19 protein-coding genes are annotated in these 25,925 nt (G+C 70.8%); 4 read left to right on the top strand and 15 right to left on the bottom strand.

The genetic code is table 11. From position 1 onward, the window contains the following. Nucleotides 1-99: 99 nt before the first annotated feature. From OG306_RS10045 to OG306_RS10030, 4 genes are all read right to left on the bottom strand, one after another. The gene (locus OG306_RS10045) at nucleotides 100-2,346 is read right to left on the bottom strand and encodes an alpha-L-fucosidase (RefSeq protein ID WP_266745754.1); all 2,247 of its coding nucleotides are present in this window, start codon (nucleotides 2,344-2,346) and stop codon (nucleotides 100-102) included. 16 nt (nucleotides 2,347-2,362) lie between these two features. Further along, nucleotides 2,363-4,591 carry a family 20 glycosylhydrolase gene (locus tag OG306_RS10040; RefSeq protein ID WP_327259358.1) on the bottom strand — a complete coding sequence of 743 codons (2,229 nt, stop codon included), beginning with the start codon at nucleotides 4,589-4,591 and terminating at the stop codon, nucleotides 2,363-2,365. 193 nt (nucleotides 4,592-4,784) lie between these two features. After that, nucleotides 4,785-6,098 carry an NAD(P)/FAD-dependent oxidoreductase gene (locus OG306_RS10035; protein ID WP_371665234.1) on the bottom strand — a complete coding sequence of 438 codons (1,314 nt, stop codon included), beginning with the start codon at nucleotides 6,096-6,098 and terminating at the stop codon, nucleotides 4,785-4,787. Nucleotides 6,099-6,268: 170 nt separating this feature from the next. Further along, the gene (locus tag OG306_RS10030) at nucleotides 6,269-7,168 is read right to left on the bottom strand and encodes a TIGR01777 family oxidoreductase (protein ID WP_266906902.1); all 900 of its coding nucleotides are present in this window, start codon (nucleotides 7,166-7,168) and stop codon (nucleotides 6,269-6,271) included. Nucleotides 7,169-7,652: 484 nt separating this feature from the next. Between OG306_RS10030 and OG306_RS10025 the strand changes: the two genes are divergently transcribed. Next, nucleotides 7,653-8,189: a GNAT family N-acetyltransferase gene (locus tag OG306_RS10025; RefSeq protein WP_327259359.1), complete on the top strand. Its 537-nt coding sequence runs from the start codon at nucleotides 7,653-7,655 to the stop codon at nucleotides 8,187-8,189. Nucleotides 8,190-8,204: 15 nt separating this feature from the next. Here the strand turns inward: OG306_RS10025 and OG306_RS10020 are convergent, their stop codons facing one another. Continuing rightward, nucleotides 8,205-8,849 carry a TetR/AcrR family transcriptional regulator gene (locus OG306_RS10020; protein WP_266745749.1) on the bottom strand — a complete coding sequence of 215 codons (645 nt, stop codon included), beginning with the start codon at nucleotides 8,847-8,849 and terminating at the stop codon, nucleotides 8,205-8,207. Between the two features lie 207 nt (nucleotides 8,850-9,056). Here OG306_RS10020 and OG306_RS10015 point away from each other — a divergent pair, with 207 nt between their 5' ends. Then, nucleotides 9,057-9,827 (top strand): SDR family NAD(P)-dependent oxidoreductase, encoded by a 771-nt coding sequence (locus OG306_RS10015; protein WP_266906906.1) that lies wholly within the window; start codon nucleotides 9,057-9,059, stop codon nucleotides 9,825-9,827. A gap of 87 nt (nucleotides 9,828-9,914) precedes the next feature. On the opposite strand, the gene OG306_RS10010 is transcribed toward OG306_RS10015, so the two are convergent. The 7 genes from OG306_RS10010 to OG306_RS09980 all read right to left on the bottom strand — a co-directional run bounded on the left by OG306_RS10010 (nucleotide 9,915) and on the right by OG306_RS09980 (nucleotide 20,525). After that, nucleotides 9,915-10,436 (bottom strand): DUF4240 domain-containing protein, encoded by a 522-nt coding sequence (locus OG306_RS10010; RefSeq protein WP_266752145.1) that lies wholly within the window; start codon nucleotides 10,434-10,436, stop codon nucleotides 9,915-9,917. 61 nt (nucleotides 10,437-10,497) lie between these two features. After that, nucleotides 10,498-11,469 carry a helix-turn-helix transcriptional regulator gene (locus OG306_RS10005; RefSeq protein ID WP_266745747.1) on the bottom strand — a complete coding sequence of 324 codons (972 nt, stop codon included), beginning with the start codon at nucleotides 11,467-11,469 and terminating at the stop codon, nucleotides 10,498-10,500. 104 nt (nucleotides 11,470-11,573) lie between these two features. Further along, nucleotides 11,574-14,243 (bottom strand): pyruvate dehydrogenase (acetyl-transferring), homodimeric type, encoded by a 2,670-nt coding sequence (gene aceE / locus OG306_RS10000; protein WP_266745746.1) that lies wholly within the window; start codon nucleotides 14,241-14,243, stop codon nucleotides 11,574-11,576. A gap of 352 nt (nucleotides 14,244-14,595) precedes the next feature. Beyond that, complete coding sequence (locus OG306_RS09995; protein ID WP_266745745.1) at nucleotides 14,596-15,219, bottom strand: GntR family transcriptional regulator; 624 nt, start codon at nucleotides 15,217-15,219, stop codon at nucleotides 14,596-14,598. A 146-nt stretch (nucleotides 15,220-15,365) separates the two neighbouring features. Next, nucleotides 15,366-17,150, bottom strand: coding sequence for a 2-oxoglutarate dehydrogenase, E2 component, dihydrolipoamide succinyltransferase (gene sucB / locus OG306_RS09990; protein WP_327259362.1), 1,785 nt, complete (start codon nucleotides 17,148-17,150; stop codon nucleotides 15,366-15,368). Between the two features lie 61 nt (nucleotides 17,151-17,211). Continuing rightward, nucleotides 17,212-18,600: a dihydrolipoyl dehydrogenase gene (lpdA, locus tag OG306_RS09985; RefSeq protein ID WP_266745743.1), complete on the bottom strand. Its 1,389-nt coding sequence runs from the start codon at nucleotides 18,598-18,600 to the stop codon at nucleotides 17,212-17,214. Nucleotides 18,601-18,980: 380 nt separating this feature from the next. Continuing rightward, nucleotides 18,981-20,525 (bottom strand): leucyl aminopeptidase, encoded by a 1,545-nt coding sequence (locus OG306_RS09980; protein WP_266745742.1) that lies wholly within the window; start codon nucleotides 20,523-20,525, stop codon nucleotides 18,981-18,983. Nucleotides 20,526-20,800: 275 nt separating this feature from the next. Here OG306_RS09980 and OG306_RS09975 point away from each other — a divergent pair, with 275 nt between their 5' ends. Then, on the top strand, nucleotides 20,801-21,673 hold the full coding sequence (locus OG306_RS09975; RefSeq protein WP_266745741.1) for an endo alpha-1,4 polygalactosaminidase: 873 nt from the start codon (nucleotides 20,801-20,803) through the stop codon (nucleotides 21,671-21,673). On the opposite strand, the gene OG306_RS09970 is transcribed toward OG306_RS09975, so the two are convergent. Continuing rightward, nucleotides 21,670-22,449: an adenosylcobinamide-GDP ribazoletransferase gene (locus OG306_RS09970; RefSeq protein ID WP_266745740.1), complete on the bottom strand. Its 780-nt coding sequence runs from the start codon at nucleotides 22,447-22,449 to the stop codon at nucleotides 21,670-21,672. The genes OG306_RS09975 and OG306_RS09970 overlap by 4 nt on opposite strands. An 88-nt stretch (nucleotides 22,450-22,537) precedes the next feature. Here OG306_RS09970 and OG306_RS09965 point away from each other — a divergent pair, with 88 nt between their 5' ends. After that, complete coding sequence (locus tag OG306_RS09965) at nucleotides 22,538-23,299, top strand: hypothetical protein (protein WP_266745739.1); 762 nt, start codon at nucleotides 22,538-22,540, stop codon at nucleotides 23,297-23,299. Here OG306_RS09965 and OG306_RS09960 read toward each other — a convergent pair. Together OG306_RS09960 and OG306_RS09955 are read right to left on the bottom strand one after the other, a co-directional pair. Beyond that, nucleotides 23,242-23,976: a hypothetical protein gene (locus tag OG306_RS09960; RefSeq protein ID WP_266745738.1), complete on the bottom strand. Its 735-nt coding sequence runs from the start codon at nucleotides 23,974-23,976 to the stop codon at nucleotides 23,242-23,244. The two genes, OG306_RS09965 and OG306_RS09960, sit on opposite strands and share 58 nt — an antisense overlap. Continuing rightward, nucleotides 23,973-25,862, bottom strand: coding sequence for a phosphatidylglycerol lysyltransferase domain-containing protein (locus OG306_RS09955; protein ID WP_266745737.1), 1,890 nt, complete (start codon nucleotides 25,860-25,862; stop codon nucleotides 23,973-23,975). Before OG306_RS09955 ends, OG306_RS09960 begins: the two co-directional genes overlap by 4 nt. Nucleotides 25,863-25,925: the final 63 nt, after the last annotated feature.

The raw sequence follows: 25,925 nt of genomic DNA, 5'->3' as shown, positions 1-25,925 counted from the left end.
CGGGTGACTCCTCCGCGTGACTCTTCCGCGCGGCAGCACGGGTGGTGGCCCGGGCCGGGAGCGATCGGTCCGGGCCACCACCCGTTCGGCAGGGCTCTCTCAGTGCCCGCGTACCTCGACCTCCGCCAGCGACAGCGGGTTGGTGCCGGACGCCAGCTGTACGCGGACGTACCTGCCGGAGGTGCCCGCCGGGAGCTGCACGGTGGACGGCCGTCCGGCCTGGCCGGTGACATGCACCGCCGTCACACCGGGGGCGGTCCGTGCGTCATCAAGTCCGTCGGCCGTGATCGGGGTGTCCGAGGTCAGGACCCAGAAGTCCTTGAGCCGGTCGGAGCAGCAGTCGGTGCGGTTCCAGATGTCGACTGCGGACAGTGACTTCGAGGCGCCCAGGTCGACCTGCCACCATGCCTGCGACGAGGGTTCGGCGGTGTGGGTCACCGAGCCCGACCCGAAGGAGCCGTCGGTGTTCCCGTCGACGGCGCGGGAGGCAGGGGCGTCCCACGCGGTGCTCTTCTGGGTGGCCGGCTTGTTCCGGGCGAGGTTCTCCAGGGCGACCGTGACCTTGACCGCCGTGGTGGTCGTGAGACGGCCGTGGCGCAGGGTGATGTTCAGTGTGTACGTACCGGGGGCCGCGGAAGCGGGCGGCGTCAGGGTGAACGGGACCTTCGCGTCCGCGCCCGGTGCCAGCGGGTTCACCCGGGTGGCGGCCGGGGTGACGGTCCAGCCCTCGGGTCCGGACAGCCCGATCCTGGTCCCGGGTGCGTGCTTGCGGGCGGTGTTGGTGAGGGTCAGCGTGCCGTCGGCGGCGCGTTTGGGGTTGAGCTCCTTCGGCAGGTCGGTCCTCGTGCGGACGAGGGTGTTCACGCCCGGGGTGGTTACCTTGAAGACGTACGCGCTCGTGCTCCTGGTGGCCGACGCCCCGTTCTTCGGCGTCTCGACGATCACGCGGCCTGCGGAGTCCTTGTGCCAGGGCAGTGCGCTGCCGTCCGAACCGAGCAGAGTGATACGGGAGTCGGCGGCGACGGGTGTGTCGGCACCGAGGGTGAGTTCGGCGCCGGGCCACTCCAGCGCGGTCGCGTACAACGTGCCGTCCTTCACCGTGTAGCGGATCTTGTCGTCGCTGGACGGCTCCTCGGCGTGGTGCCAGTAGGTCGTCCCGTAGATCGCCTCGCCGTTGATCTTCAGCCAGGCGCCGATGTCGAGCAGTCGCTGCTGCTGGATCTCGGGGATGGTGCCGTCGGCGCGCGGGCCGATGTCGAGCAGCAGGTTGCCGTTCTTGCTGACGATGTCGGTGAGCGAGTCGATCAGCTGGTCGGAGGTGAGGTGGTCCTCCTCGGGCTCGTTCTGGTTGTAGCCGTAGGAGTGTGCGATGCCCCGGCTCGCCTCCCACTTGTTCGGGTCGATGTCCGGCTTGACCGTGTACTCGGGGGTCTGGAAGTCGAGTTCCTTGCTGTCCAGCGCACCGGTCTCGATCTTGCAGCGGTTGGCGACCGCGACTTCCTTCGGGTGCGCCCGGTTCTTCGCGCGGTTGTAGTAGTCGGCGATGACGGGCGCGGTCTTCCAGTACGAGGCGGGTTTGTCCCACTGTCCGTCGCACCAGATGATGTCGGGATCGTACTGATCGACCAGCTCGTTCAGTTGCGGGACCATGTAGTCGCCGACGTAGTCCTTGACCGACGGGGCGCCGGTGTACGGGACTTCGGCGCCGGTGTACGGATTGCGGACCGGGCTGCCGGTGTACGACGGGTTGTACCACTCGTACAACGAGTAGTAGAAGCCCGCCTTCAGCTGCCCGCCCTTGGTGTCCTTGCGCGCCGCCTTGAACAGGTCGCCCGCCAGGTCGCGCTTCGGGCCGAGGTCCACGGTGTCGCGGCCACTGACCTTGCTGTCGAACAGTGCGACGCCTTCATGGTGCTTGGAGGTCAGCACGAAGTATTTGGCACCGGCGTTCTTGAACAGCTTCACCCAGGCATCCGGGTCGTACTTCTCGGCCTTCCACTGGCCGATGAAGTCGTCGTAGTTCGCGGCCGTGCCGTAGGTGTCCTTCTGGTGGGTGTTGGTGGCGCTGCCCTTGCTGTTCATGTAGTTCCAGTACCACTCGGCGTAGCTGCCGCGCGGGCCCCAGGCGGGCACCGAATAGGCGCCCCAGTGGATGAAGATGCCGAATTTGTCGTCGTTGAACCATGTCGGCGTGGGGTGGCTGTCGAGGGACTCCACCGTCGGCTCGTAGTCCTTCGACGGGGGTTCGGGCGCGGCGGAGGCCGGGGTGGTCAGGAGGCCGGCGAGGGCCGCCAGGGCCGTCGCTCCGACGAGTCTGGTGCGGGTACGGGCATGGGTGCGGGTCACTGCGGGTTCCTTCCGGTCAACGGTCGTAGTGGGCGTAGTCGGCCCGGACCTGTTCGGGGCTCAACGCCTCGTCCCAGGCGGTGACTTCGTCGAGATCTCCGCGCAGCCCGGCCTTCTCGGTGCCGATCGAGCGCAGCGGGAGCGGAATGGACGCGTCGACCGTGCCGACGCGCTCGCCGTTCGCGTACAGGGTGGTGTGGCCCGGCTCGGTGACCCAGGTCAGCTGGACCCACTGGTTCAGCGGCAGGGTGTAGTCGAAGCTGTGGTCGGCCGCGCCGTAGTGGGTGAAGCCGACCTTGCCGGTGCCCCACTGCTGGAGTTTGAGCGCACCGGCCTTCGAGCTGAGCAGCACTTGGTCACTGGTCCTGCCGGTCGTCCTGACCCAGCCGGAGACGGTCCACGGTTCGGCCAGGTCGAGGCCGCCGAAGCCCACTCCGTCGCGGTCGCTGCCGAAGCGCCAGGCCTGGCCGCGCACCCCGTCCGGTACCGGAGTGGGGTTGTTGATGATGTACGAGGTGCCGGGCAGGTTCCCCGCGGTGTCTTCGGCGAAGATCGTGTTGCCGGGGCTGCCGGCCCACGTCCAGCCGCTCGGGTACGAGGCCTGGTCGAAGGTCCAGTGGTGGCTCGGGCGGCCGTCGTCGACCCGGGGTGTCACCGGATCGGGCCGCAGGCCGGACGGGTCGCCGAGCCGGGCAACCAGCGTCCGGAAGTCCTGCACGGTGTCCGGGGTGGCGGAGGCGTTCCAGGAGCGGTCCGCCATGATCGCGCGGGCGGTGGCCATCTGCTGCTCGAAGTAGCCGTCGTCGGCCCAGAAGTTGTAGTCGGCCCAGTTCATCAGGCCGGATCCGAGGAGATCGGGCGCGGTGCTGGGCACCCAGGAGTCGTACATCCACGGCTCGTCGGGGTACAGGTGGTGATAGTTGTTCGGCGTGTCGTAGAACGGGCCGATGGCGATCTCGTCGTGGCCGGGGATGACGGGCCCGGTGCCGGTCCCCTCCCAGGTCAGGAAGACCACGGGCGCGTGGACCTGCTGCTGGGGTGCGGCGAGGTGCTCGGAGCCGTTGTAGATCGCGGTGCGCTTGCCGTGCTCGGCGACGACGTCGTCGAGGGTGTTGATGTAGCCGTTCAGCAGGTCACCGAGGGTGCTGGTGTCCGGATCGGCGGCGAGATGGTTCTTGACGCGGGGGCAGTCGGCGAGCTGGCCGGGCAGCTCGTCGGCGCCGATGCTGAACAGCGGGGCGTCGAACCAGCCGGCGAACTCGTCGACGATCCGGCGGGTCGTCGCGACCGCCTTCTCGCTGGTGAGGTCGACCATCCAGTTCGGCGTCAGGTGCGAGTGGGTGTGCGCCTGGGTGCACGGGTCGGGGCCGTCGCCGAAGCCGATGCCGAAGGCGTCGGTGATCACGGTCGCGTGTCCGGGCACGTCGATACCGGGCATCACCTGCACGTGATAGCGGGCGGCGACGCGCTTCAGTCGCTCGATGTCTGCGCGGTCGTAGCTGTGCGCGGGGTCCGCGAGTCCAGGGAACTTCGGGCTGAAGAGGCGGAAGCCCTCGGAGTCGGAGAACTGCAGGAACAGGGTGTTGAGTTTCTGGTCGGCCATCCGGCGGACCAGCTTCTCCAGGTACTCCGGCTGCCAGTACTTGCGGCCCGCGTCGAGCATGGTCATCCGGACCGGCTGGGCGGGACGGTCGGTGGAGCGGGCCTTCGGCACGGTCAGGTGACCGGGAGCGGTGCGCAGCAGCTGCAGGAGCGTACGCGTCCCGTAGAACAGGCCGTGGGTGGAGGCGGCTTCGATGCGGACGGCGTCCGTGCTCCCGAACCGGTAGCCCTCCGCGCCGAGTGCGCCGTACTCGGTGAGCCTCAGCACGATGTCGCCGGTCCGCGCGTGCCGGATGTCGCTGCTGACGGTCGGAGTGACCCCGCTGACCTGGGCCACTTCCGTACGCAGCTGATTGGCCAGGTCCTGCACGGACTGCCGTGCGGGGCCCGGGAGTTCGGCCCGTCCGGCTGGGAGTGCGGTCCTGGACCGGGACCGGGGGTCCACCAGGATGCGGGTCTTTGCCGACAGTTGTGTGTGGCCGCCGAGGCCGGTCCACTGGGTCGGTCTGGGAACAACGGGAGGCCCTGGGGCGGCCGTTGTGGCGCTTGTGCTCGACGCGGGTTCGTCCGGAGGCTCGTTTGCCACTGCGACAGGGGAGATAGATCCGATGACTAGAGCTATGAGGAGCGGCAGAACAGGCATGACTCGGCGCACTACGGTCTCCTGAAGTCCGGTTTCGCCAGGACCGTAGCGGTATATGTGTTGCACGACAAGGGTGTTTGCGGGAGTGGTGTGGACCACTCCCGAAAATGGGAGGCGGAGCGAGAGATCCGATCTGTAAGGAGCGTTGGGGGTTGGGATCGGCCTGACCGGGGCAGGATGCGCGCGGGCGGACTCAGGCCGCTTCGCGCAGCTCCGCCTCCAGGTGGCAGGGTCGGATGCCCAGATCGCCGAGGATGGCGTGCGCCGCGCGGCGGCCTGAGAACAGGGCGCCCTGGACCGTGCTCGTATCGCGGTGGTCGCCGCACACATACAGCCCGGTGAGCAGCCGGACCGGGCGGCGCAGATCGTGCGGGGCGGGCATCGCCGGAACCGCCTCGGGGTCGTGGTGCGCGGCCAGCAGCTCCCAGTCGTCGGTGGGGGTGGCGTACAGGGCGGCCAGATGGGCGCGGACCGTGCGGTCCAGATCCGCCGGCGGGGCGCCGAGCACCGTCGAGCTGATCAGGGTCCGGCTGTGCGGGGCGCGCGACGGGTCGACCGCGCTCATCACCGCGGTGTGCGCGACCGGGCCCGAGCGGTCGGCGTCCAGCAGCAGCGAGGCACCGGTCGGCGGGGGAGCGGGGGCGGTGTGGTGAAGGACCGTCACCGGGTGGAAGGGCGGCACCCGCAGGCCGGGCAGCAGCTCGGCGGCGGCGCCCGCGCCGGTCGCCAACAGCAGGGAGCGGCAGCCCAGTTCACCGTGTTCCTTGGTGCGGACCGAGGTGATGTCGGCTGCCGTGACATGCACGCCCGTGCGTACAGTGCCGGGTGGCAGGGCTGCCGCCAGCAGGTCGGGCAGCGTGGCCGAGCCGCCGGACGGTACGCACAGCCGGCCGCGCGCGTAGCCGCGCAGGGCGAGATCGGCGCAGCGGCTCGATGTGGTGAGCCCGGGGTCGCTGAGCAGCGCGGTGAGCAGCGGGCGCAGAAAGCCGTTGACCGTACGGGACGGCAGGCCGCGGCTGGACAGGGCGGCGAGCGCGGTCTGTTCCGGCCGGGCCAGGATGCGGGACGCCGGGGTGGTGGCGAGCCGGGCCAGGGCGGCGCCGAGCCGGGCCTGGTCGATCGGCCCGCCCATCGGCGGGCGGGGGGCGCTCGCCAGGGCGCGTGCCGCCTTGAGTGCGCCCCGTGCGCTCCGCGTGTGCCGTACGTCGCCGGTCCGGTACTGGCGGCCCTCGCTGTGGACGAGGACCCCCGGTGCGAAGTTCCTCAGCACGAGCCCTTCGAGACCTGACGTCGTGCGCAGTTCCGGATACGAGGTGCTGAGAAGCGGGCCGAGGTGGTCGAGCCGGAACCCGTCCACCTCCTCGGTGGTCATCCGGCCGCCGACGCGTGGGCCGGCCTCCAGGACGCTGACGCTGACCCCTGCACTGGTCAATTGATGGGCTGCTGACAGGCCGGCGATCCCGGCACCGATGATGACGACGTCCGCGTGGTGTGCCGTGCTGAGCACGTGCCCTCCCCGAGTCGGCGCAACTGCTGGGAGGCTCTTGCCCCCAACAGGCCCCCAGAATGCGTGAGTTCGCCACGAGGCTAGGAGGGGTGCCGGTTCGGGCACAGTCGCGCGCGGCCCGGGGCACCGTTGCACGGGGTCGCACATCCGTGTGATTCGACCGTTCGCGGTCAGCGCAGCGCCGCGCGAATGGCGCCGTCGATGCCGGGGAAGGCGAAGGTGAACCCCGAGTCCAGCAGCCGTGCGGGCAGCACCCGTTGGCTGCCCAGCACGTCCTCCGCGAAGTCCCCGAGGACGATCCGGAGCGCGGGTGCCGGGACGGTGAACAGCGTCGGACGGTGCAGCACGCGCCCCACCGCGGCTGTCACCTCGCCGTTGGTCACGGGGTCGGGGCCGGTCAGGTTCACCGGTCCGGACAGCGACTGCGTGTCGAGGAGGTGCCGCAGGGCCGCGATGTGGTCGTGCAGCGCGATGAAGCTCCAGTACTGGCGCCCGTTGCCGAGCCGCCCGCCGAGCCCCGCCCGGAACAGTGGGAACAGCCGCCCCCAGGCCCCGCCCTCCCGGGCGACGACCAGACCCGTGCGCGCGTACACCGTCCGGATGCCTGCCGCTTCCGCCGGGGCCGCGGCAGCCTCCCAGTCCACGCAGACGGACGGCAGGAAGCCCGTGCCGTGCGGCGCGCTCTCGTCGACCGCGCGGTCCCCGGTGTCGCCGTAGTAGCCGATGGCCGACCCGCACAGCAGCACCTTCGGAGGTACACCGAGGGAGGCCACCGCCTCGGCGATCGCCGCTGTGCCCAGCACCCGGCTGTCCCGGATCTCCCGCTTGTACTCCTTCGTCCAGCGGTGGTCGCCGACCCCGGCGCCGGCGAGATGGACGACGGCGTCGCAGCCGACCAGGCCGGCCCCGTCGACGTAACCCCGCTTCGGGTCCCACTCGACCTCGTCCCCGGCGCGCGCCGGGTGCCGGACCAGGCGCACGACCTCGTGCCCGTCGGCCCGCAGCGAGCGCACCAGCGCGGCTCCGATGAGTCCGGTGGATCCGGTGACAGCGATACGGGAGTACACCATGGCCCCATCCTGCCGCAGCGGCGCAGGGGGCGCCTCGCCCGTATCACCCGTCACGCCCAAATCACTCGAACAGCAGTTGTAGGGCGATATCCCGGTAGTGGCGCACATGCCGCAGACCGCCGCCGTCTCGCTGTCCGCCGCGGTGATGGCGGCGGACAGCAGTCGAGATCGGCGCGCACGGCCACTCGCACGAGAACCCCATCGCGATGATCCGGCAGCAGGAGGAGGGCGTACTCGCCCGCTGCGTCGAACTGATCGAGGAGTACACCGGGCGCAATTCGCGCGGCTATGTGGCGCCCTGGTGGGAGATGTCCGCGTAGACCACCGAACTCCTCCACACGTACGGCGAGCTTCTGCACCCTGGAGGACGCGGCCGACGATTTCCGCCGCCGCTTCCCGTTCGACTCGGCCGAGCGCCCCGCCGATATGCGCTGAGCCGAAAACGGGCTGACCGGGCACGGTGCGGCGTGACACAGTGGCACGCATGCCCGAGATACACCCGCACCCGGTCAGCCCCATCCGCTCCGTCCGCCCCGCGGTCCTCGCCGACGAAGCCGCTCTCGGTGAACTCGACCGTTCCACGTGGTCCACGCTCCACGCGGTCATGCCGAAGCCGCAGCCGCCGTACGCGCCGTTCTTCGACGACCGCCACAGGCCCGAGGAGTTCCTCGTCGCCGAGGCGCAGGACGCGGCGGGGGAGGTGTCCATCGTCGGGTACGTCCGGCTGGTCCTGCCGACCCCGCTGGCCGCCAACGCCCATGTCCGGCAGATACAGGGCCTCGCCGTGGCCGACTCGGCGCGCGGCCGTGGAGTCGCCAGGACCCTGCTGCGGGCCGCGTTCGCGGCCGCGCGGAGCGACGGGGCGAACCGGATCACGCTGCGGGTGCTCGGGCACAACGCGCCCGCGCGGGCCCTCTACGAGTCGGAGGGGTTCGTCGTCGAGGGCGTGCAGCCCGGGGAGTTCTTCCTGGGCGGGCGTTACGTCGACGACGTGATGATGGGCCGCTCGCTCGCCCCCTGACCGTTCGGTTCCCGCTCAGCCCTTGAACAGCCGCATGCCGCCCATGAGTTCGTGCAGACAGCGGACCGCCAGATCGGCGGGTGAGCCGGGCCCGCTCGTCGGCGCGTCCGTCTGCGCCCAGGCCTCCAGCGCTACGCGTACCGCGTCCGTGGCGGCCGCTGCGGCGAGCCGGACCTCCAGCGGGTCCGCCCCCTCGCCGGCCAGCCGGGTCAGCACCGGCAGCAGCCGTTCCTCCGAATCCTGATTGACCCGGTACCAGACGGCACGCAGTGCCGGGTCCGCCACCGCCGCCCGCAGCAGCCCGCGCGTCCAGCCGAGCTGCTCGGCGGCGCCTGCGTCCGGCACCCGGAGCGCCTCGGTGACCGCCCGCTCCAGGACCACGGCGAGCGCGTCCCCGGGCTCGGCCGCTTCGAGCAGCGCCCGCCAGCGCTCGGCGCCGCCGGAGAGCAGCGGGCCCACCGCGTCCTGCTTGGAGCGGAAGTACCGGTAGAAGGTGCGCAGCGCGACGCCCGCCCGATGCGCGATGTCCTCCGCCGTGGTGCCCTCGGGCCCGCGCTCGGCGAAGAGCGCGGCGGCGGCGCGCGCGATGTCCAGCTGGGTCGCGGCCTTACGTCGTTCGGTGAGGGACGGCTGCGACGGCCGACTCGGCTTGGGGCTCATTCCCAGGAGATTACCCCGGCAGGGAAGAGGTGTGCGCAAAATGACGTCATGGCAAAACGTGCCACTTAGGCGTACGGTGGAATTCTGTCGAGATGGAATCGAGAACCTTCGAGACCGTCGCGACAGAGCTCCGAGAGAGCTTCGAGAACGCTTCGGGACAGCAGTCACAGCAGTCATTGCAGTCACCGGGATCGGGAGAGAACAGAAATGAACCGTTACGAAGGCCGTCGCGCACTCATCACCGGTGGTGGCTCCGGCATCGGACAGGCCACCGTCCACCGCCTCCTCGCCGAGGGCGGCCGCGTCGTCGCGGCCGATGTCAACGAGGACGGGCTGAAGGCCACGTACGGGACCGCCGTGGCGAACGGCACCGCCGACCGCCTCACCACCCTCGTCCTCGACATCTCGGACGAGTCCGCGGTCCGGGCGGGCGTCGCCTCCGCCGTGGCCACCCTCGGCGGCCTCGACGTACTGGTCAACGCGGCCGGAATCCTGCGCTCCGAGCACACGCACAAGACGACGCTGGAGTTCTTCAACAAGATCCTCGCGGTCAACCTCACGGGTACGTTCCTGATGATCCGCGAGGCGATACCGGCCCTGCTGGCGGGCGACAAGCCGGCCGTCGTGAACTTCTCCTCCACCTCGGCGGCCTTTGCGCACCCCTACATGTCGGCGTACGCGGCGAGCAAGGGCGGCATCCAGTCGATGACGCACGCGCTGGCGAGCGAGTACAGCAAGCAGGGGCTGCGGTTCGTCGCCGTCGCGCCCGGCTCGATCTCCTCCGACATGACCAGCGGCAACGGCCCCGGGCTGCCCGCCGATGCCGACATGTCGCTCTTCGCGAAGCTGTCCCCGGCGCTCGGCGAGGGCTTCGCCAGCCCGGACACCGTCGCGGGCGTCGTCGCGATGCTCGGATCGCAGGACGGGGCGTTCATCACGGGTACGGAGATCCGGATCGACGGCGGAACGCACTTCTGACGCGGCGACAGAACCCGCTTCCGCGTGATGGCGTGACGGCGTGACGGAGTGCCGGCTTGATGGCGCGACGGCAGGACCCCGGCGGGGTCAGTCGGCGCCGAACCGCTCCCAGAGCGCGGGAAAGCGTTCCGCCAGCACCTCTTCGTCCTCAAGGCCGAACGGGGTGCCCGCCGGCTCGGCGGTCTGGGGCGGCAGGCCGAGGTCCGGGGTGACCACGCCGGTGAGCTGTTCGTACGCCTCGTCGGCGGCGTAGCCGAGGTCCTCGGCCTCCCCGTCGACCTCCGGGTCGAAGTCGTCGAGGAGGTCGGCGAGGCCGTCCGGATCGTGCAGCGCGCCCTCGAAGACCTCCCGGCCCTGCCCGATCAGCCAGCAGCGGAAGAAGTCGAAGGCGTCGTCGCTCGCGCCGCCCAGCAGTACGGCGGCGGCGCCCCACAGATCCCAGCGGTACGCGCGGTTGAAACGGGCCTCGAAGTGCCTGGCGAAATCCAGCACGGCTTCGGGATCGAGCAGCACCAGCCGTTCGACGAGCAGATCGGCCTGGTCCTCGGGGTCGCCCTCGGCGGCCTCGCGGGTGCTGTCGACGATCTCCCAGAACTCCGTCTCGTCCATCACGGCTCAAGCATCGGCCTTGGCGGCCTGCGATGCACGCGGACGCGGCGGAAAGGACCCCTCAGCGATAGAGGTCGCGCAGGCGTTCGGCGGCCGCGGCGAACCGGGTCCGCAGGGCGGCCGGCTCGAGGACTTCCAACTCCGGTCCGAGGGCGAGCAGTTGGCTGTACGCGATATCGAGGGACTCGACCGGCAGAGTGACCGTCAGCCACCCCCGCGCGTCAGCCGGTCCCGCCGCGTCCAGTGCGTCGTGGACCGCCGAACGGTCCAGTGCGTACGGCAGTCGGCGTACCCCCTCCTGCGACACCCGTACCGTCACCTCGGTACGCAGCAACGAGCGGGCGAACTGCGCGGCCCGCTCGTCCCAGAACCCCGGCAGATCGAACCGCTCGTCGCGCGCGAACCGCTCGTCCGACACCGCGACGGCCGAGAACCGGTCGATCCGGTACACCCGGAAGTCCGCCGCCACCCGGGCGCAGAGGTACCAGACCCCGGCCTTCAGGACGAGCCCGTACGGGGCCAGCTCCCGCTCCACCTCCTCGTCCCGGCCACTGCGGCGGTAGCGGGCGTGGACGATCCGGTCGTCCCAGACCGCCTCCGCGACGGCGGGCAGCAGCTCGGGAGTGACCGGATCCTGGTACCAGCCGGGAGCGTCCAGGTGGAAGCGCCGGGCGGCACTTGCCGAGGCGTCCCGCAGGGACGGGAGCAGCGCCGCCGACACCTTGAGCCGGGCCGCGGACGCGACGTCCTGAAGGCCCATCTCGCGCAGGGCGGACGGCAGCCCGGAGAGGAAGAGCGCCTCGGCCTCGTTGCGGGCGAGCCCGGTGAGGCGCGTACGGTACCCGCCGACCAGCCGGTAGCCTCCGGCCCGGCCCCGGTCCGCGTACACCGGGACACCCGCCTCGGAGAGCGCCTGGGCGTCCCGGGTGACGGTCCGCTCGGACACCTCCAGCTCCTGGGCGAGCTCGGCGGCGGTCATGGCGGGACGGGACTGCAGCAACAGCACCATTTTGATGAGACGAGCAGCACGCATGCGGCCATTGTGGCCGGATGCGTGCTGCCCCCGATCGCGGGCCGGGAGCGATCCCGGGCCCGCGCTCCGGCGGCCGGGGCGTACCCGGCCGCCTCCTCGTCAGGTCACAGCCCGTACCGCTCCCGGGCGTCCTTGACCGCGGACGCGGACACCTCGCCCCGGCGGGCCAGCTGGGCCAGGGCCGCGACCGTGATCGACCGGGCGTCGACGCCGAAGTGGCGGCGGGCCGCGTCGCGGGTGTCGGAGAGGCCGAAGCCGTCCGTGCCGAGCGAGGACCAGTCCTGCTCCACCCACTGGCTGATCTGGTCCGGGACCTGTCGCATCCAGTCGCTGACCGCGAGGACCGGACCCGGTGCGCCCTCCAGCGCACGGGTCACGTACGGCACCCGCTGCTCACCGCGGAGCAGCGCCTCGTCGCACTCCAGCGCCTCGCGGCGCAGCTCGCCCCACGACGTGGCGGACCAGACGTCGGCCCGGACACCCCAGTCCGCGGCCAGCAGCTCCTGGGCCTCCAGGGCCCAGTGGATCGCCGTACCGGAGGCCAGCAGCTGGATCTGCGGGGCGTCCGCCGCCCCGGGCGCGCCCTCCTTGAAGCGGTAGAGGCCCTTGATGATGCCGTCCTCGACGCCTTCCGGCATCGCGGGCTGCGGCTTCGGCTCGTTGTAGACCGTCAGGTAGTAGAAGACGTTCTCGGCGTCGGGGCCGTACATCCGGCGCAGACCGTCCTTGACGATCACCGCGATCTCGTACGCGAACGCCGGGTCGTAGTTGAGCGACGCGGGGTTCGTGGCGGCGATCAGGTGCGAGTGACCGTCCGCGTGCTGGAGGCCCTCACCGGTCAGCGTCGTACGGCCCGCGGTGGCACCGACGATGAAGCCCTTGCCGAGCTGGTCGGCGAGCTGCCACATCTGGTCGCCGGTCCGCTGCCAGCCGAACATCGAGTAGAAGATGTAGAAGGGGATCATCGTCTCGCCATGCGTCGCGTACGACGTCGAGGCGGCGATGAAGTCGGCCATGGCCCCGGCCTCGGTGATCCCCTCGTTGAGGATCTGGCCGTCCTTGGCTTCCTTGTAGTACATCAGCTGGTCGCGGTCGACCGGCTCGTACGTCTGGCCCAGCGGCGAGTAGATACCGGCCGACGGGAACAGGGACTCCATGCCGAACGTGCGCGCCTCGTCCGGGACGATCGGCACCCAGCGCCTACCGGTCTCCTTGTCCCGCATCAGGTCCTTGGCCAGGCGTACGAACGCCATGGTGGTGGCCATCTCCTGCTTGCCGGACCCCTTGTACAGGGCCTTGAACGCGCGCTCCTCGGGCTCGGGCAGCGCCACCGCGTGCACCCGGCGGGCCGGTGCGGGGCCGCCGAGGGCGGCGCGGCGCTCCTGGAGGTAGCGGACCTCGGGGGAGTCGGCGCCCGGGTGGCCGTACGGCACCAGGCCGTCGGCGAAGGCGCTGTCCGGGATCGGGAGTCCGAGCAGCTCGCGCATGCCCTTGAACTCGTCGATCGTCAGCTTCTTCATCTGGTGGTTGGCGTTCTTGGACTCGAAGCCCTTGCCGAGCGTGTAGCCCTTCACCGTCTGCGCGAGGATCACGGTCGGCGCGCCCTTGTGCTCGACGGCGGCCTTGTACGCCGCGTACACCTTGCGGGCCTCGTGGCCGCCGCGCGAGTTGTAGAAGCACTCGGCGATCTTCGCGTCGGTGAGCAGCTTCGCCAGCTCGGCGAGCGCGGGCTCGGCGCCGAAGAAGTGCTCACGGATGTACGCGGCATCGCGGGTGGCGTACGTCTGGAACTGCGCGTCCGGGACCTCCCGGAGTCGGCGGACCAGCGCACCGGTGGTGTCCAGCTGGAACAGCTCGTCCCAGGCGTTGCCCCAGAGCGTCTTGATGACGTTCCAGCCGGCGCCGCGGAACGCGCCCTCCAGCTCCTGGACCACGCGGAAGTTGGCGCGGACCGGGCCGTCGAGGCGCTGCAGGTTGCAGTTGATGACGAAGGTCAGGTTGTCGAGCCGCTCACGCGCCGCGAGGGCGAGGGCCGCGGTCGACTCGGGCTCGTCCATCTCGCCGTCGCCGAGGAAGGCCCAGACGTGCGAGTTCGACGTGTCCTTGATGTTGCGGTTGGCCAGGTAGCGGTTGAAGCGCGCCTGGTAGATCGCCGACAGCGGGCCGAGGCCCATCGACACGGTGGGGAACTCCCACAGCCAGGGCAGCCGCCGCGGGTGCGGGTAGGACGGCAGACCGTCGCCGCCCGCCTCCTGGCGGAAGTTGTCGAGCTGCTGCTCGCTGAGCCGGCCGTCGAGGAACGCGCGGGCGTAGATGCCGGGGGAGGCGTGGCCCTGGATGTAGAGCTGGTCGCCGGAGCCGTCCCCCTCCTTGCCGCGGAAGAAGTGGTTGAAGCCGGTCTCGTACAGCCAGGCCGCCGAGGCGAAGGTGGCGATGTGGCCGCCGACGCCGAACCGGGAGCCACGGGTGACCATCGCCGCCGCGTTCCAGCGGTTCCAGGCGGTGATCCGGGACTCCATCTCCAGGTCGCCGTCGAACGCGGGCTCGGCGGCGGTCGGGATGGAGTTGACGTAATCGGTCTCCAGCAGCTTGGGCAGCGCGAGACCGGCGCCCTCGGCATGCTGGAGCGAGCGGCGCATCAGGTACGCGGCGCGGTGCGGGCCCGCGGCCTTGGTGACGGCATCCAGGGAGGCCGCCCATTCGGCGGTCTCCTCGGGGTCACGGTCCGGGAGCTGATCGAGCTCGCTCGGAAGCTTTCCTACGGGGTCGGTCATGATCGCCGCCTTCCGGAGTGGAGGGGGGTGGAGAAAGGCCCTGACTGGCAGGACAGGGCGATGGGGCCGGTGGGCCCGCGGAGTGAACTCTAAGCCGCCGATCGATGATCGATCAAAGGATGAACGGCAAAACTTCTCGATATGAAGAAAGTGGCATTCGGTGCCGTAAAGCCGGGCACGGAGTGACGGGATTTAACGCACAAAAGGGGCGCCCGCTTGCACGTGTGAGCGCGTGTTGCGACAGGTGAGTACGCTGCTCGGGCGGAGTCGCGTACGCGTCCGCGGCGGCGGATGCGCCTGCGCGTCTCGGACGGCGATGCGCACGCCGCTCGGGCGCGTGACGCGTGCGGACTCAGGCGCGGGGCGCGCAGCCGAGGACGTGGGCCTTGACCAGGATCCCGATGTCCGGGTCCTTCCGCAGGAAGGCTTCGATGAGGGCCTCGTGCTCCTCCGCGTACGACTTCTGCACCGTGCCCAGCCACCGGATCGACAGGGCGGTGAACACCTCGATGCCCAGCCCTTCCCAGGTGTGCAGCAGTACGGCGTTCCCGGCCGCCCGCACCATTTCCCGGTGGAACGCCACCGTGTACCGCACCTGCGCCTCGCCGTCGGCCAGCCGGTCGGCCTCGTAGAGCGCCGCTACGTGCGGCGACAGCCGTGAGCAGTCCTCGCCGAGCGCCGGAGCCGCCAGTTCCGCGGCGATCTGCTCCAGACCGGCCCGTACCGGATAGGACTCCTCCAGGTCGGCCGCCGTCAGGTTCCGTACGCGTACGCCCTTGTTGGGCGCCGACTCGATCAGCCGGAGCGTCTCCAGTTCCCGCAGCGCCTCGCGTACGGGCGTCTGGCTGACTTCCAGCTCGGTGGCGATCCGCCGCTCCACGATCCGCTCGCCCGGCTTCCAGCGCCCGCTGACGATCCCGTCCACGATGTGCTCGCGGATCTGTTCGCGCAGCGAGTGGACGACGGGCGGGGTCATGAGGGGCTCCTTCGGAGAAACCGGCGCTGCCGTTCCGGTCGACGCCGAAGCGGCGACCGGTGGTGACTAGACAATACGGCGGCGCCCCCGCCCGGAAGTGGTCCGGACGGGGGCGCCGCTGGTGAGGCTGGTTACAACCGTGGTGCTCAGAGGCCGAGCTCGACCTCGAACTCACCGGCCTCCAGGATCGCCTTGACCGAGGTCAGGTAACGGGCGGCGTCCGCGCCGTCCACCAGACGGTGGTCGTAGGAGAGCGAGAGGTACGTCATGTCGCGCACCGCGATCGTCTCGCCGAGGTCCGGGTGGTCGATGACCACCGGGCGGCGGACCGTGGCACCGATGCCCAGGATGGCTGCCTGGTTCGGAGGCACGATGACGGTGTCGAACAGCGCACCGCGCGAGCCGGTGTTGCTGACGGTGAAGGTGGCACCGGACATGTCGTCCGGCGTCAGGCCGCCACCGCGGGCCTTGCCGGCCAGCTCGGCGGTCTTCTTCGAGATACCGGCGATGTTCAGGTCGCCCGCACCCTTGATGACCGGTGTCATCAGACCCTTCTCGGCGTCCACGGCGATGCCGATGTTCTCCGAGTCGAAGTACGTGATGGTGCCCTCGTCCTCGTTGATCCGGGCGTTGACGACCGGGTGGGCCTTCAGCGCCTGGGCCGCCGCCTTCACGAAGAACGGCATCGGGGACAGCTTGACGCCCTCACGGGCGGCGAATGCGGCCTTCGCCTGGTTGCGCAGCTTCATCAGCTTGGTGATGTCGACCTCGACGACCGAGGTCAGCTGGGCCTGCGAGTGCAGCGCCTTCATCATGTTGTCGCCGATGACCTTGCGCATGCGGGTCATCTTGACCGTCTGACCGCGCAGCGGGGAGGCCTCCAGCTTCGGCGCCTTGGCGGCGGCGGGCGCGGCGGCGGGGGCCGGGGCAGCGGCGGCGGCCCTGGCGGCCTCCGCGGCGGCGGCGACGTCCTGCTTGCGGATCCGGCCACCGACGCCGGTGCCCTTGACGGTGCTCAGGTCGACACCGCTCTCGGAGGCGAGCTTGCGCACCAGTGGCGTGACGTACGCGCCCTCGTCGACGGGGGCCGTCGGGGAGACCGGAGCCGGAGCGGCCACGGGGGCCGGAGCGGCCGGGGCCACGGGGGCCGGAGCGGCCGGAGCCACCGGAGCCGGAGCGGCGACCGGGGCGGCGGGCGCCACCGGGGCCGGAGCCGGTGCCGGGGCGACCGGAACAGCCGGAGCCGGTGCGGGGGCGGCCGGGGCGGCGGCGGGCGCCGGAGCGGCCGGAGCCGGGGCAGCCGCCGGAGCGGCACCCGCGGCACCGATGACGGCGAGCTTGGCGCCGACCTCGGCGGTCTCGTCCTCGGCGACGACGATCTCCAGCAGCACACCGGAAACCGGGGCCGGGATCTCGGTGTCGACCTTGTCCGTGGAGACCTCCAGGAGGGGCTCGTCCTCCGTGACCTCCTCGCCGACCTCCTTCAGCCAGCGGGTGACGGTGCCCTCGGTGACGCTCTCGCCGAGCGCCGGGAGGGTGACGTCGGTACCGGCGGCGCCACCGGCCGGGGCGGCGGCCGGAGCCTCGGCCACGGGGGCCGGAGCAGCGGCGGCGGGGGCCTCGGCGACCGGCGCCGGCGCCGGGGCGGCTGCGGGCTCGGCGGCCGGAGCCGCGGCGGCAGCGGGCGCACCCGTGCCGTCGTCGATGACGGCCAGCTCGGCGCCGACCTCGACGGTCTCGTCCTCGGCGACCTTGATGGCCGAGAGGATGCCGGCCGCGGGGGCCGGGATCTCGGTGTCGACCTTGTCGGTCGAAACCTCGAGCAACGGCTCGTCGGCCTCGACTCGCTCGCCCTCGGCCTTCAGCCAGCGGGTGACAGTGCCCTCGGTGACGCTCTCGCCGAGCGCCGGAAGGGTTACGGAAACCGACATGGTTTCAGTTGCTCCTTACGAAAGTGCGGAAGTAGGTCGGTCGTCGCGCCCGGTCGACTGATCAGTCGTGGGAGTGCAGCGGCTTGCCGGCCAGGGCCAGGTGGGCCTCGCCGAGCGCCTCGCTCTGGGTCGGGTGGGCGTGGATGAGCTGCGCGACCTCGGCGGGCAGCGCCTCCCAGTTGTAGATCAGCTGGGCTTCGCCGACCTGCTCGCCCATACGGTCACCGACCATGTGGACGCCGACCACGGCACCGTCCTTGACCTGGACGAGCTTGATCTCACCGGCGGTCTTGAGGATCTTGCTCTTGCCGTTGCCCGCGAGGTTGTACTTCAGAGCGACGACCTTGTCCGCGCCGTAGAGCTCCTTGGCCTTGGCCTCGGTGATGCCCACGGAGGCGACCTCGGGGTGGCAGTACGTCACCCGGGGAACACCGTCGTAGTCGATCGGAACGGTCTTCAGACCGGCCAGCCGCTCCGCCACCAGGATGCCCTCGGCGAAGCCGACGTGGGCGAGCTGGAGCGTCGGGGCCAGGTCGCCCACGGCCGAGATGGTCGGAACGTTGGTCTGCATGTACTCGTCGACGAGGACGTAGCCGCGGTCCATCGCGACGCCGGCCTCCTCGTAGCCCAGGCCCTGCGAGACCGGGCCGCGGCCGATGGCGACCAGCAGGACCTCCGCCTCGAAGGTCTTGCCGTCGGCGAGGGTCACGCGGACGCCGTCCTGCGTGTACTCGGCGCTCTTGAAGAACGTACCGAGGTTGAACTTGATGCCGCGCTTGCGGAAGGCGCGCTCAAGAAGCTTCGAGCTGTTCTCGTCCTCGACCGGGACGAGGTGCTTCAGGCCCTCGATGATCGTGACGTCGGTGCCGAAGGAGGTCCACGCCGAGGCGAACTCGACGCCGATGACGCCGCCGCCCAGCACGATCGCGGACTTCGGGACGCGGTCCAGCTTCAGTGCGTGGTCCGAGGAGATGATGCGGTTGCCGTCGATCTCCAGGCCCGGCAGCGACTTCGGCACGGAGCCGGTCGCGAGCAGCACGTGACGGCCCTGGACGCGCCGGCCGTTCACGTCCACCGAGGTGGGGGAGGAGAGTCGTCCCTCACCCTCGATGTAGGTGACCTTGCGCGAGGCGATGAGACCCTGCAGACCCTTGTACAGGCCCGAGATCACGTCGTCCTTGTACTTGTGGACGGCCTGGATGTCGATGCCCTCGAAGGTGGCCTTGACGCCGAACTGGTCGGCCTCGCGCGCCTGGTCGGCAATCTCGCCGGCGTGCAGCAGGGCCTTCGTGGGGATACAGCCGTTGTGCAGGCAGGTGCCGCCGACCTTGCCCTTCTCGATCAGAGCGACGTCCAGGCCCAGCTGCGCTCCGCGCAGGGCCGCGGCGTAACCGCCGCTACCACCGCCGAGGATCACTAGGTCGAAAACGGTGCTGGCGTCGTTCGCCACGTCACGTCCTCCATGCATGTGCGCCGTATGCCGGGCCCCGTCGCTGGGGGATGACCGGCCGGTCGGCTGGTGTTCGGCCGCTTTTGTTATTCGGCCCTGTGGTGGGGGCCCTGTCCTGCCGAGAACCCATCTTCGCACTTGTTGACGGCGGGCGGGACGCGGGGCCCGGGTCCGAGACGGATGATCATTCGTCCCGGGTGGTTACCGCTGCGTAGAAAAAAAGGATAGGCGCGCAGCGCGGCGTCGGAAGGGTGGTGGTGGGAGACGGGAGGGCCTACTGATTTCGTTGAGAGCGAAACCTGCTGGATCCGTGCCGCGATGCCACGGGGGGACACGTACGGCCCCGGACGTATGCCCGGGGCCGTACGGCAGTTGCGACGTCAGCCGAGGTCTCCGGCCGCGGTGCGCTCCGCCAGCTTCACCAGCGTGCGGACCGCGGAACCGGTGCCGCCCTTCGGCGTGTAGCCGTACGGCGCGCCCTCGTGGAAGGCCGGGCCCGCGATGTCCAGGTGCGCCCAGGCGATGCCCTCGCCCACGAACTCCTGCAGGAACAGACCGGCCACCAGGCCGCCGCCCATCCGCTCGCCCATGTTGGCGATGTCGGCGGTCGGGGAGTCCATGCCCTTGCGCAGGTCGGCGGGGAGCGGCATCGGCCAGGAGGCCTCGCCGACCTCCTCGGCGATCTCGTGGATGGAGGTACGGAAGGCGTCGTCGTTGGCCATGATGCCGAAGGTGCGGTTGCCCAGCGCCAGCACCATGGCGCCGGTCAGGGTCGCCACGTCGACGATCGCGTCCGGGTTCTCCTCGGAGGCGCGGGTCAGCGCGTCGGCGAGGACGAGCCGGCCCTCGGCGTCCGTGTTGAGGACCTCGACGGTCTTGCCGCTGTACATGCGCAGCACGTCACCGGGGCGGGTGGCGTTGCCCGACGGCATGTTCTCGGCGAGCGCCAGCCAGCCGGTGACATTGACCCGCAGGCCCAGACGGGCGGCCGCGACGACGCTCGCGAACACGGCGGCGGCGCCGCTCATGTCGCACTTCATCGTCTCGTTGTGGCCGGCCGGCTTCAGCGAGATGCCGCCCGAGTCGTAGGTGATGCCCTTGCCGACGAGGGCCAGGGTCTTCTCCGCCTTCGGGTGCGTGTAGGCGAGCTTCACCAGGCGCGGGCCGTGGGTCGAGCCCTGGCCGACGCCCAGCAGGCCGCCGAAGCCGCCCTTGACGAGGGCCTTCTCGTCGAGGACCTGCACCTTGATGCCGTGCTCCTTGCCCGCGGCGGTGGCCACGGCGGCGAAGGACTCGGGGTACAGGTCGTTCGGCGGGGTGTTGATCAGGTCGCGGGCGCGGTTGATCTCCTCGACGATCGCGAGCGCGCGGTCCGCGGCCGCCTTGAACGCCTTGTCGCGCGGCTTGGTGCCGAGCAGGGCGACCTCGGCGAGCGGCTGCTTCGGGCCGTTGCCGTTCTTCTTGTCCTTGGGCGCCAGCTTGTTCTCGCCGCCCTGGTACGCGGTGAAGGCGTACGCACCGAGGAGCGCGCCCTCGGCGATCGCCCCGGCGTCCTCGACGGAGGCGATGGGCAGTGCGAAGCCGGCCTTCTTCGAACCGGCCAGGGCGCGCGCGGCGGAGCCCGCGGCCCTGCGCAGCGCCTCGGCGTCGTACGCCTCGTCCTTCTCCGGGACGGAGCCGAGGCCGACCGCGATGACGACCGGGACCTTGAGGCCGTCGGGCGCGGGGAGCTTGGTCACCTCGCCCTCGGCACCCGCGGCGCCCAGGGCCTCCAGGACGGTGGCGAGCTTTCCGTCGAACGCCTTGTCCACGGCCTCGGAGCCCGGTGCGAGGACCGGCCCCTTGGCTCCCTTGGCGACGCCGACGACGAGTGCGTCGGCGCGCAGCGTCGCCGCACCGGCAGTGCTGAGAGTGAGAGCAGTCACGGTGGTGAAATCTCGCTTCCGTTGAGTTCGTTGTCGGTCGATGGGTGGGCCGACCGTGCCCGGCGCATCGTAGACGCCGCCGCAATGTGCCGGGAATGAGCCTACGCGCGCCTTTGCTGCGGTATCACGGCGGCGGGCCGTCGATGGCCTGTTGCGGGGGCCCGGGCCACGGGCCGGGAGCGGCCCGGGAGCGGCCCGGGACCGGGTCCGTGCGGCCGGAACGCGCCGTGGACGTAGGGTCGTTGGTGGTACCGGACCAACAGGGGGAGAAGACCATGCGCGCCCGCGGGGCCGCACGCGTGCGGGGAACGGACCGGGCGCTGCCCGTGACTGTACTGATGCTGCTGGCCCTGCTGAGCGGCTGCACCACGGCTGCGGAGCCCGACTCGAAGGGCCGGTGGCGGCCGGAGCCGGGCATCGGCTGGCAGTGGCAGCTCTCCGGCCGGCTGGACCCCACGGTGGACGTCCCGGTGTACGACATCGACGGCTTCGGCCACCGGGCCTCGGCCGTCGCCGATCTGCACCGCCGGGGCCGCAAGGTGATCTGCTACCTCTCCACCGGCGCCTGGGAGGACTTCCGTCCGGACGCCGGGAAGTTCCCCGCCGCGATACGGGGGAGGAGCAACGGCTGGGAGGGGGAGTACTGGCTCGACATCCGCCGCACGGACGTCCTGGAGCCGCTGATGGAACGCCGGATCGCGATGTGCGCGAAGAAGGGCTTCGACGCGGTCGAGCCCGACAACATGGACGGCTACCGCAACCGTACGGGCTTCCCGCTGACCGCCGCCGACCAGTTGCGTTACAACCGGCTCGTCGCCCGTATCGCCCACCGTCATGGACTCGCCGTCGGCCTGAAGAACGATCTCGGCCAGATACCGGAGCTGGAGCCCGACTTCGACTTCGCGGTCAACGAGCAGTGCGCGCAGTACGAGGAGTGCGAGGCCCTCACTCCGTTCGTGAAGGAGGGCAAGGCCGTCTTCCACGTGGAGTACGAGCTGCCGGTCGCCCGGTTCTGCGCCGCGTCGAAGCAGCTGGGGCTCAGCTCGCTGCGGAAGAAGTACGAACTGGGCGTGTGGCGCCAGGAGTGCCCGAAGGCGCGCTTCCGGAACGGTACGGGCGGATCGGGCTCCGAAGCCGAAAGCCCCTAACCGAGCGCCAGCACCACCAGAGCCGCCGTCGCCGCCGTCTCCGCCAATGCGCCGAAGACATCGCCGGTCACCCCGCCGAAGCGGCGCACGCAGTGCCGCAGCAGGAGTTGGGCGGCGCCGAGGGCGAGCAGTGCGGCGAGGGCGTGGTGCAGCGCCCCGTAGCCGCCGAAGAGCGCACCGGCACCCGCGCAGGCCGCGACCCCGACCGCCCCGGCCGCCATCGCGGCCCGGACCGTGACCGTCCCCGCCACCGCCGCACCCAGCCCTTCCGGACGGGCCGCAGGGATGCCCTGACGGGACGCCAGGGTGAGCGCGAGCCGGGCGGTGACCGCTGCGACGGCCGCCGCCACCGCGCCGCGCGCCCAGCTCTGCCCGTACAACTGGTCGAGGACCGCGACCTGGGCCAGCAGCACGAACAGCAGGGTGATCACCCCGAACGGCCCGATGTCCGACTGCTTCATGATCCGCAGGGCGTCATCGGCGGGCCTGCCGCTGCCCAGGCCGTCCGCGGTGTCCGCGAGACCGTCGAGATGCAGACCCCGGGTGAGTACCGCGGGCACGGCGGCGGAGGCGACCGCGGCGAGCAGCGGACCGGAGCCGAGCAGCAGCAACAGGCCACCGGGCACCGCCGCGAGGAGCCCCACGACGAGACCGGCCAGCGGCGCGCACAGCATCCCGGCGCGGGCGGTACCGCGGTCCCAGCGGGTGACGCGGACGGGAAGCACGGTCAGGGTGCCGAAGGCGAAACGCAGGCCGTGGAGGTTCAGGGAGTTCACGGCGCGCAGGCTAATCGCTGTGACGAGCCGATAGATTGGTCATAGTGCGATGGACCATGACGAAAGCGGCTTATCGGGAGTGGGTGGCATGGGTCACTGGTTCGAGGTGAACATCGTCGAGCCGGGGAAGCTGCCGTTGCTCCTGGCCCTGGCCGCCTTCGTGCTCACCTTCGCCGTCACCCGGTTCATCACCCGGATGATCAGGGCGGGGAAGGGGCCGTTCCGCAACATCACGCCCGGCGGAGTGCACGTCCACCACGTGGTGCCCGGCGTGGTGCTGAGCGTCATCGGCGGCTTCGGGGCGGTCGCCAGCGGGCACCACGGTGTCACCGCGGCGGTCTGCGCGGTGATCTTCGGCATGGGTGCGGGTCTGGTGCTGGACGAGTTCGCCCTGATCCTCCATCTCGACGACGTGTACTGGACCGAGGAGGGCCGGCAGAGCGTGGAGGTCGTCGTCCTCACCGCGGCGCTGGTGCTGCTGGTCCTGGCCGGATTCTCGCCGTTCGGTGTGAACGAGCTGAGCAGCGACGAACAGCAGAGCAGGCTCGGGGTCGTCCTGACCCTGATCGTCAACTTCTGCTTCGTGCTGATCGCCCTGTTCAAGGGCAAGGCGCGGCTCGCGGTCGTCGGCACCCTCGTCCCGTTCGTCGCGCTGATCGGGGCGATCCGGCTGGCCCGGCCGACCTCGATGTGGGCGAAGCGCTTCTACCGCAAGCGGCACCGTGCCCGTGCCCGGGCGATGCTGCGCGCCTACCACCACGATGTGCGCTGGGCGGGCCCGCGCCGCAGATTTCAGGACCTCATCGGCGGGGCGCCGGACCGGGTCCCGGCCCCCGGACGCAAGCCCTGATCGCGGCGGCGCGCATACCGGCGCCGGTTCCGGCCGACCGTGACGGCGCACAGCACAAGCACCGCGGCGATCGCCGCCAGGTGCTCCTTGCCGGCCAGGTTGTTCTCGGCGATCACCTCGACCACCATGGCCGCGATCACCAGCGCACCGGTGAACCAGGCCCGGTAGAGGCAGCACACGTAGACGGCGAGACCGACCACCGCCGCCGACGGGCCGGTGTCGACGATCCGCGCGTCGGAGGCGGGCAGCCCGAACAGCCCGTCCGGGCCGAGCGCGACACCGATCCGCGCGCACAGCGTCCCGGCCAGCGTCGCGACGTACGCGATGAGGAGCGTGCGCCACCGGCCCAGACAGATCTCGGCTGTCCCGAACACCACCAGGACCTGCACCAGCGCCCCCCAAACCGGCAGGTCCGGCGCCGGGACGAACAGCGACAACGGGGTACGCAGCAGGGCCTGCCACAACGGATCCTCGGCCCGCACCGCTCCGAGCGCGCGCACCGCTCCGGCCCCCCACGACTGGTTCTGCACCGCGTGGAGCAGCGCCGTCAGACAGACCGCGGCGAGTGTCAGGGGGACCGCCCGCAGCCAGGAGGCGGTGAGCCCCGCGCGTACGGTGGTGAAGAGCGGACCCCATTCGCGGCGGGCCGCCCCGCTCAGCACGCGTACGAAACTCATCCACCGGCCCCGAGCTGCGAGCGGTGCAGCCACTTGGGCAGACCGGGAGCCTCCAGGAACCCTTCGGCGCGGCCCGCGGCGAGGCCGATGCGCAGCAGGTCGGAGCTCTTCTCGAAGAGCATGAAGCGTGGCTCCCAGATCGGCCGGTACTTGGCGTTGGCGCGGTAGAGCGACTCGATCTGCCACCAGCGCGAGAAGAAACTGAGCATGGAGCGCCACAGCCTCAGCACCGGTCCGGCGCCGAGCCGTGAACCCCGCTCGAAGACGGACCGGAACATCGCGAAGTTCAGCGAGACCTGGGTGATCCCGATCTCCTCGGCGCGCTGCAGGAGTTCGATGACCATGAACTCCATGAGGCCGTTCTCGGAGTCGCGGTCACGGCGCATCAGGTCCAGCGAGAGGCCGTTGGGCCCCCACGGCACAAAGCTGAGTACGGCGCGCAACTCGCCCGGCGCGGTGCCCTTCGCGACAGGGGTGCTTCCTGTTCCGGCGACCTCGGCACCGCTCTCGGCGGTCACGGCGCCCTCTTCGGCGGGCGCACCGGTCTTCCCGGTGGGCGCATTGCGGCATTCGAGCATCACGCACTGGCCGTCGGCCGGGTCGCCGAGCCGGCCCAGCGCCATGGAGAAGCCGCGCTCGGTCGCCCCGTCGCGCCAGTCGTCGGCGCACCGCACCAGTTCGGCCATCTCGTCGTCCGGAATGTCGGCGTGCCGGCGCACGGTCACCTCGTACCCGGCGCGCCTGATCCGGTTGTACGCCTGGCGGACGGTCCGCATCGCCCGTCCTTCGAGGGTGAAGTCGGCGGTCTCCACGATCGCCTCGTCGCCCAGCTCCAGGGCGTCGAGGCCGTGCCGCGCGTAGACGGTGCCGCCCTCCTCGCTCACCCCCATCGCCGCCGGGATCCAGCCGTGCTCGCGGGCCTCGGCCAGCCACGGCTCGATCGCCCCGGGCCACGCCTCCGGGTCGCCGATGGGATCACCGGAGGCGAGGGAGACCCCGCCGACCACCCGATAGGCGACGGCGGCCTTCCCGGTCGGCGACCAGATGACGCTCTTCTCCCGGCGCAGCGCGAAGTAGCCGAGCGAGTCCCGCTCACCGTGCTTGTCGAGCAGCACGCGCAGCCGGGCCTCGTCCTCGGGGGTGATCGGGTCGACGGCCCGGCGGGCCCGGAACGCCGCGTACACGACGGCGATCAGCAGCAGGGTGGAGAGGATGTTGATGCTGACGTTGACCCAGCCCGGCGTGGTGATCCCGGGGTAGTTGGTGTCGTTGTCGGTGATCGAGATCAGCCGCAGGGTGCCGTAGCGCCAGCGGTCCAGGAAGGTCGAGCGGAATTCGTCGTGCGCGGTGTTGGTGAGGGTGACCAGGCCCGCGGCGATCAGCGAGGTGGCCAGCAGCCCGCCGACCGCGACGACCGCGGCCAGCTTCGGATTGGACCGGTCGCCCTTCGCGTAGAACTCACGCCGGCCGAGAGCCAGCGCCAGGACGAAGGCGGCGGTCAGTGTCAGCGAGATCCAGTTCTGCGGGTACTGCCGGACCTCCGGGAACGGGATCACCAGGACGAAGAGCAGCAGCAGCAGACTGCTCACCGCCATGTTCACGATCCAGGCGGCCCGCTTGCGGCGGCGCATGGTGATCGCGAGGAAGAGCGCGACCACCCCGGAGGAGAAGCCCGCGGTGAGCAGGTACGGGGTGAAGTAGTTCGCGGTGTTGTGGCGGCGCAGGTCGTTGCCGAGAGTGACCCAGACGGCACTCAGGAAATTGATGAACGACACGACACGCAGGTACCAGATGGCGAACGCGGCACAACGGCGTGACCGGGCGGTGCTCGGTGCCCGGGTGCCGCCCCGCCCGGATTCCTCGGTGGCCAATCGGACCTCTCCCATAAAAAGCGATCATATGGTGCATCGCGCCCCATGAGGGGGCCGTGCTGCGGCCGATGTCCGGCG

Origin of the sequence: Streptomyces sp. NBC_01241, from assembly GCF_041435435.1 — a bacterium.
Classification (GTDB): domain Bacteria; phylum Actinomycetota; class Actinomycetes; order Streptomycetales; family Streptomycetaceae; genus Streptomyces.
This window is presented reverse-complemented; position numbering and strand designations above follow the sequence as displayed.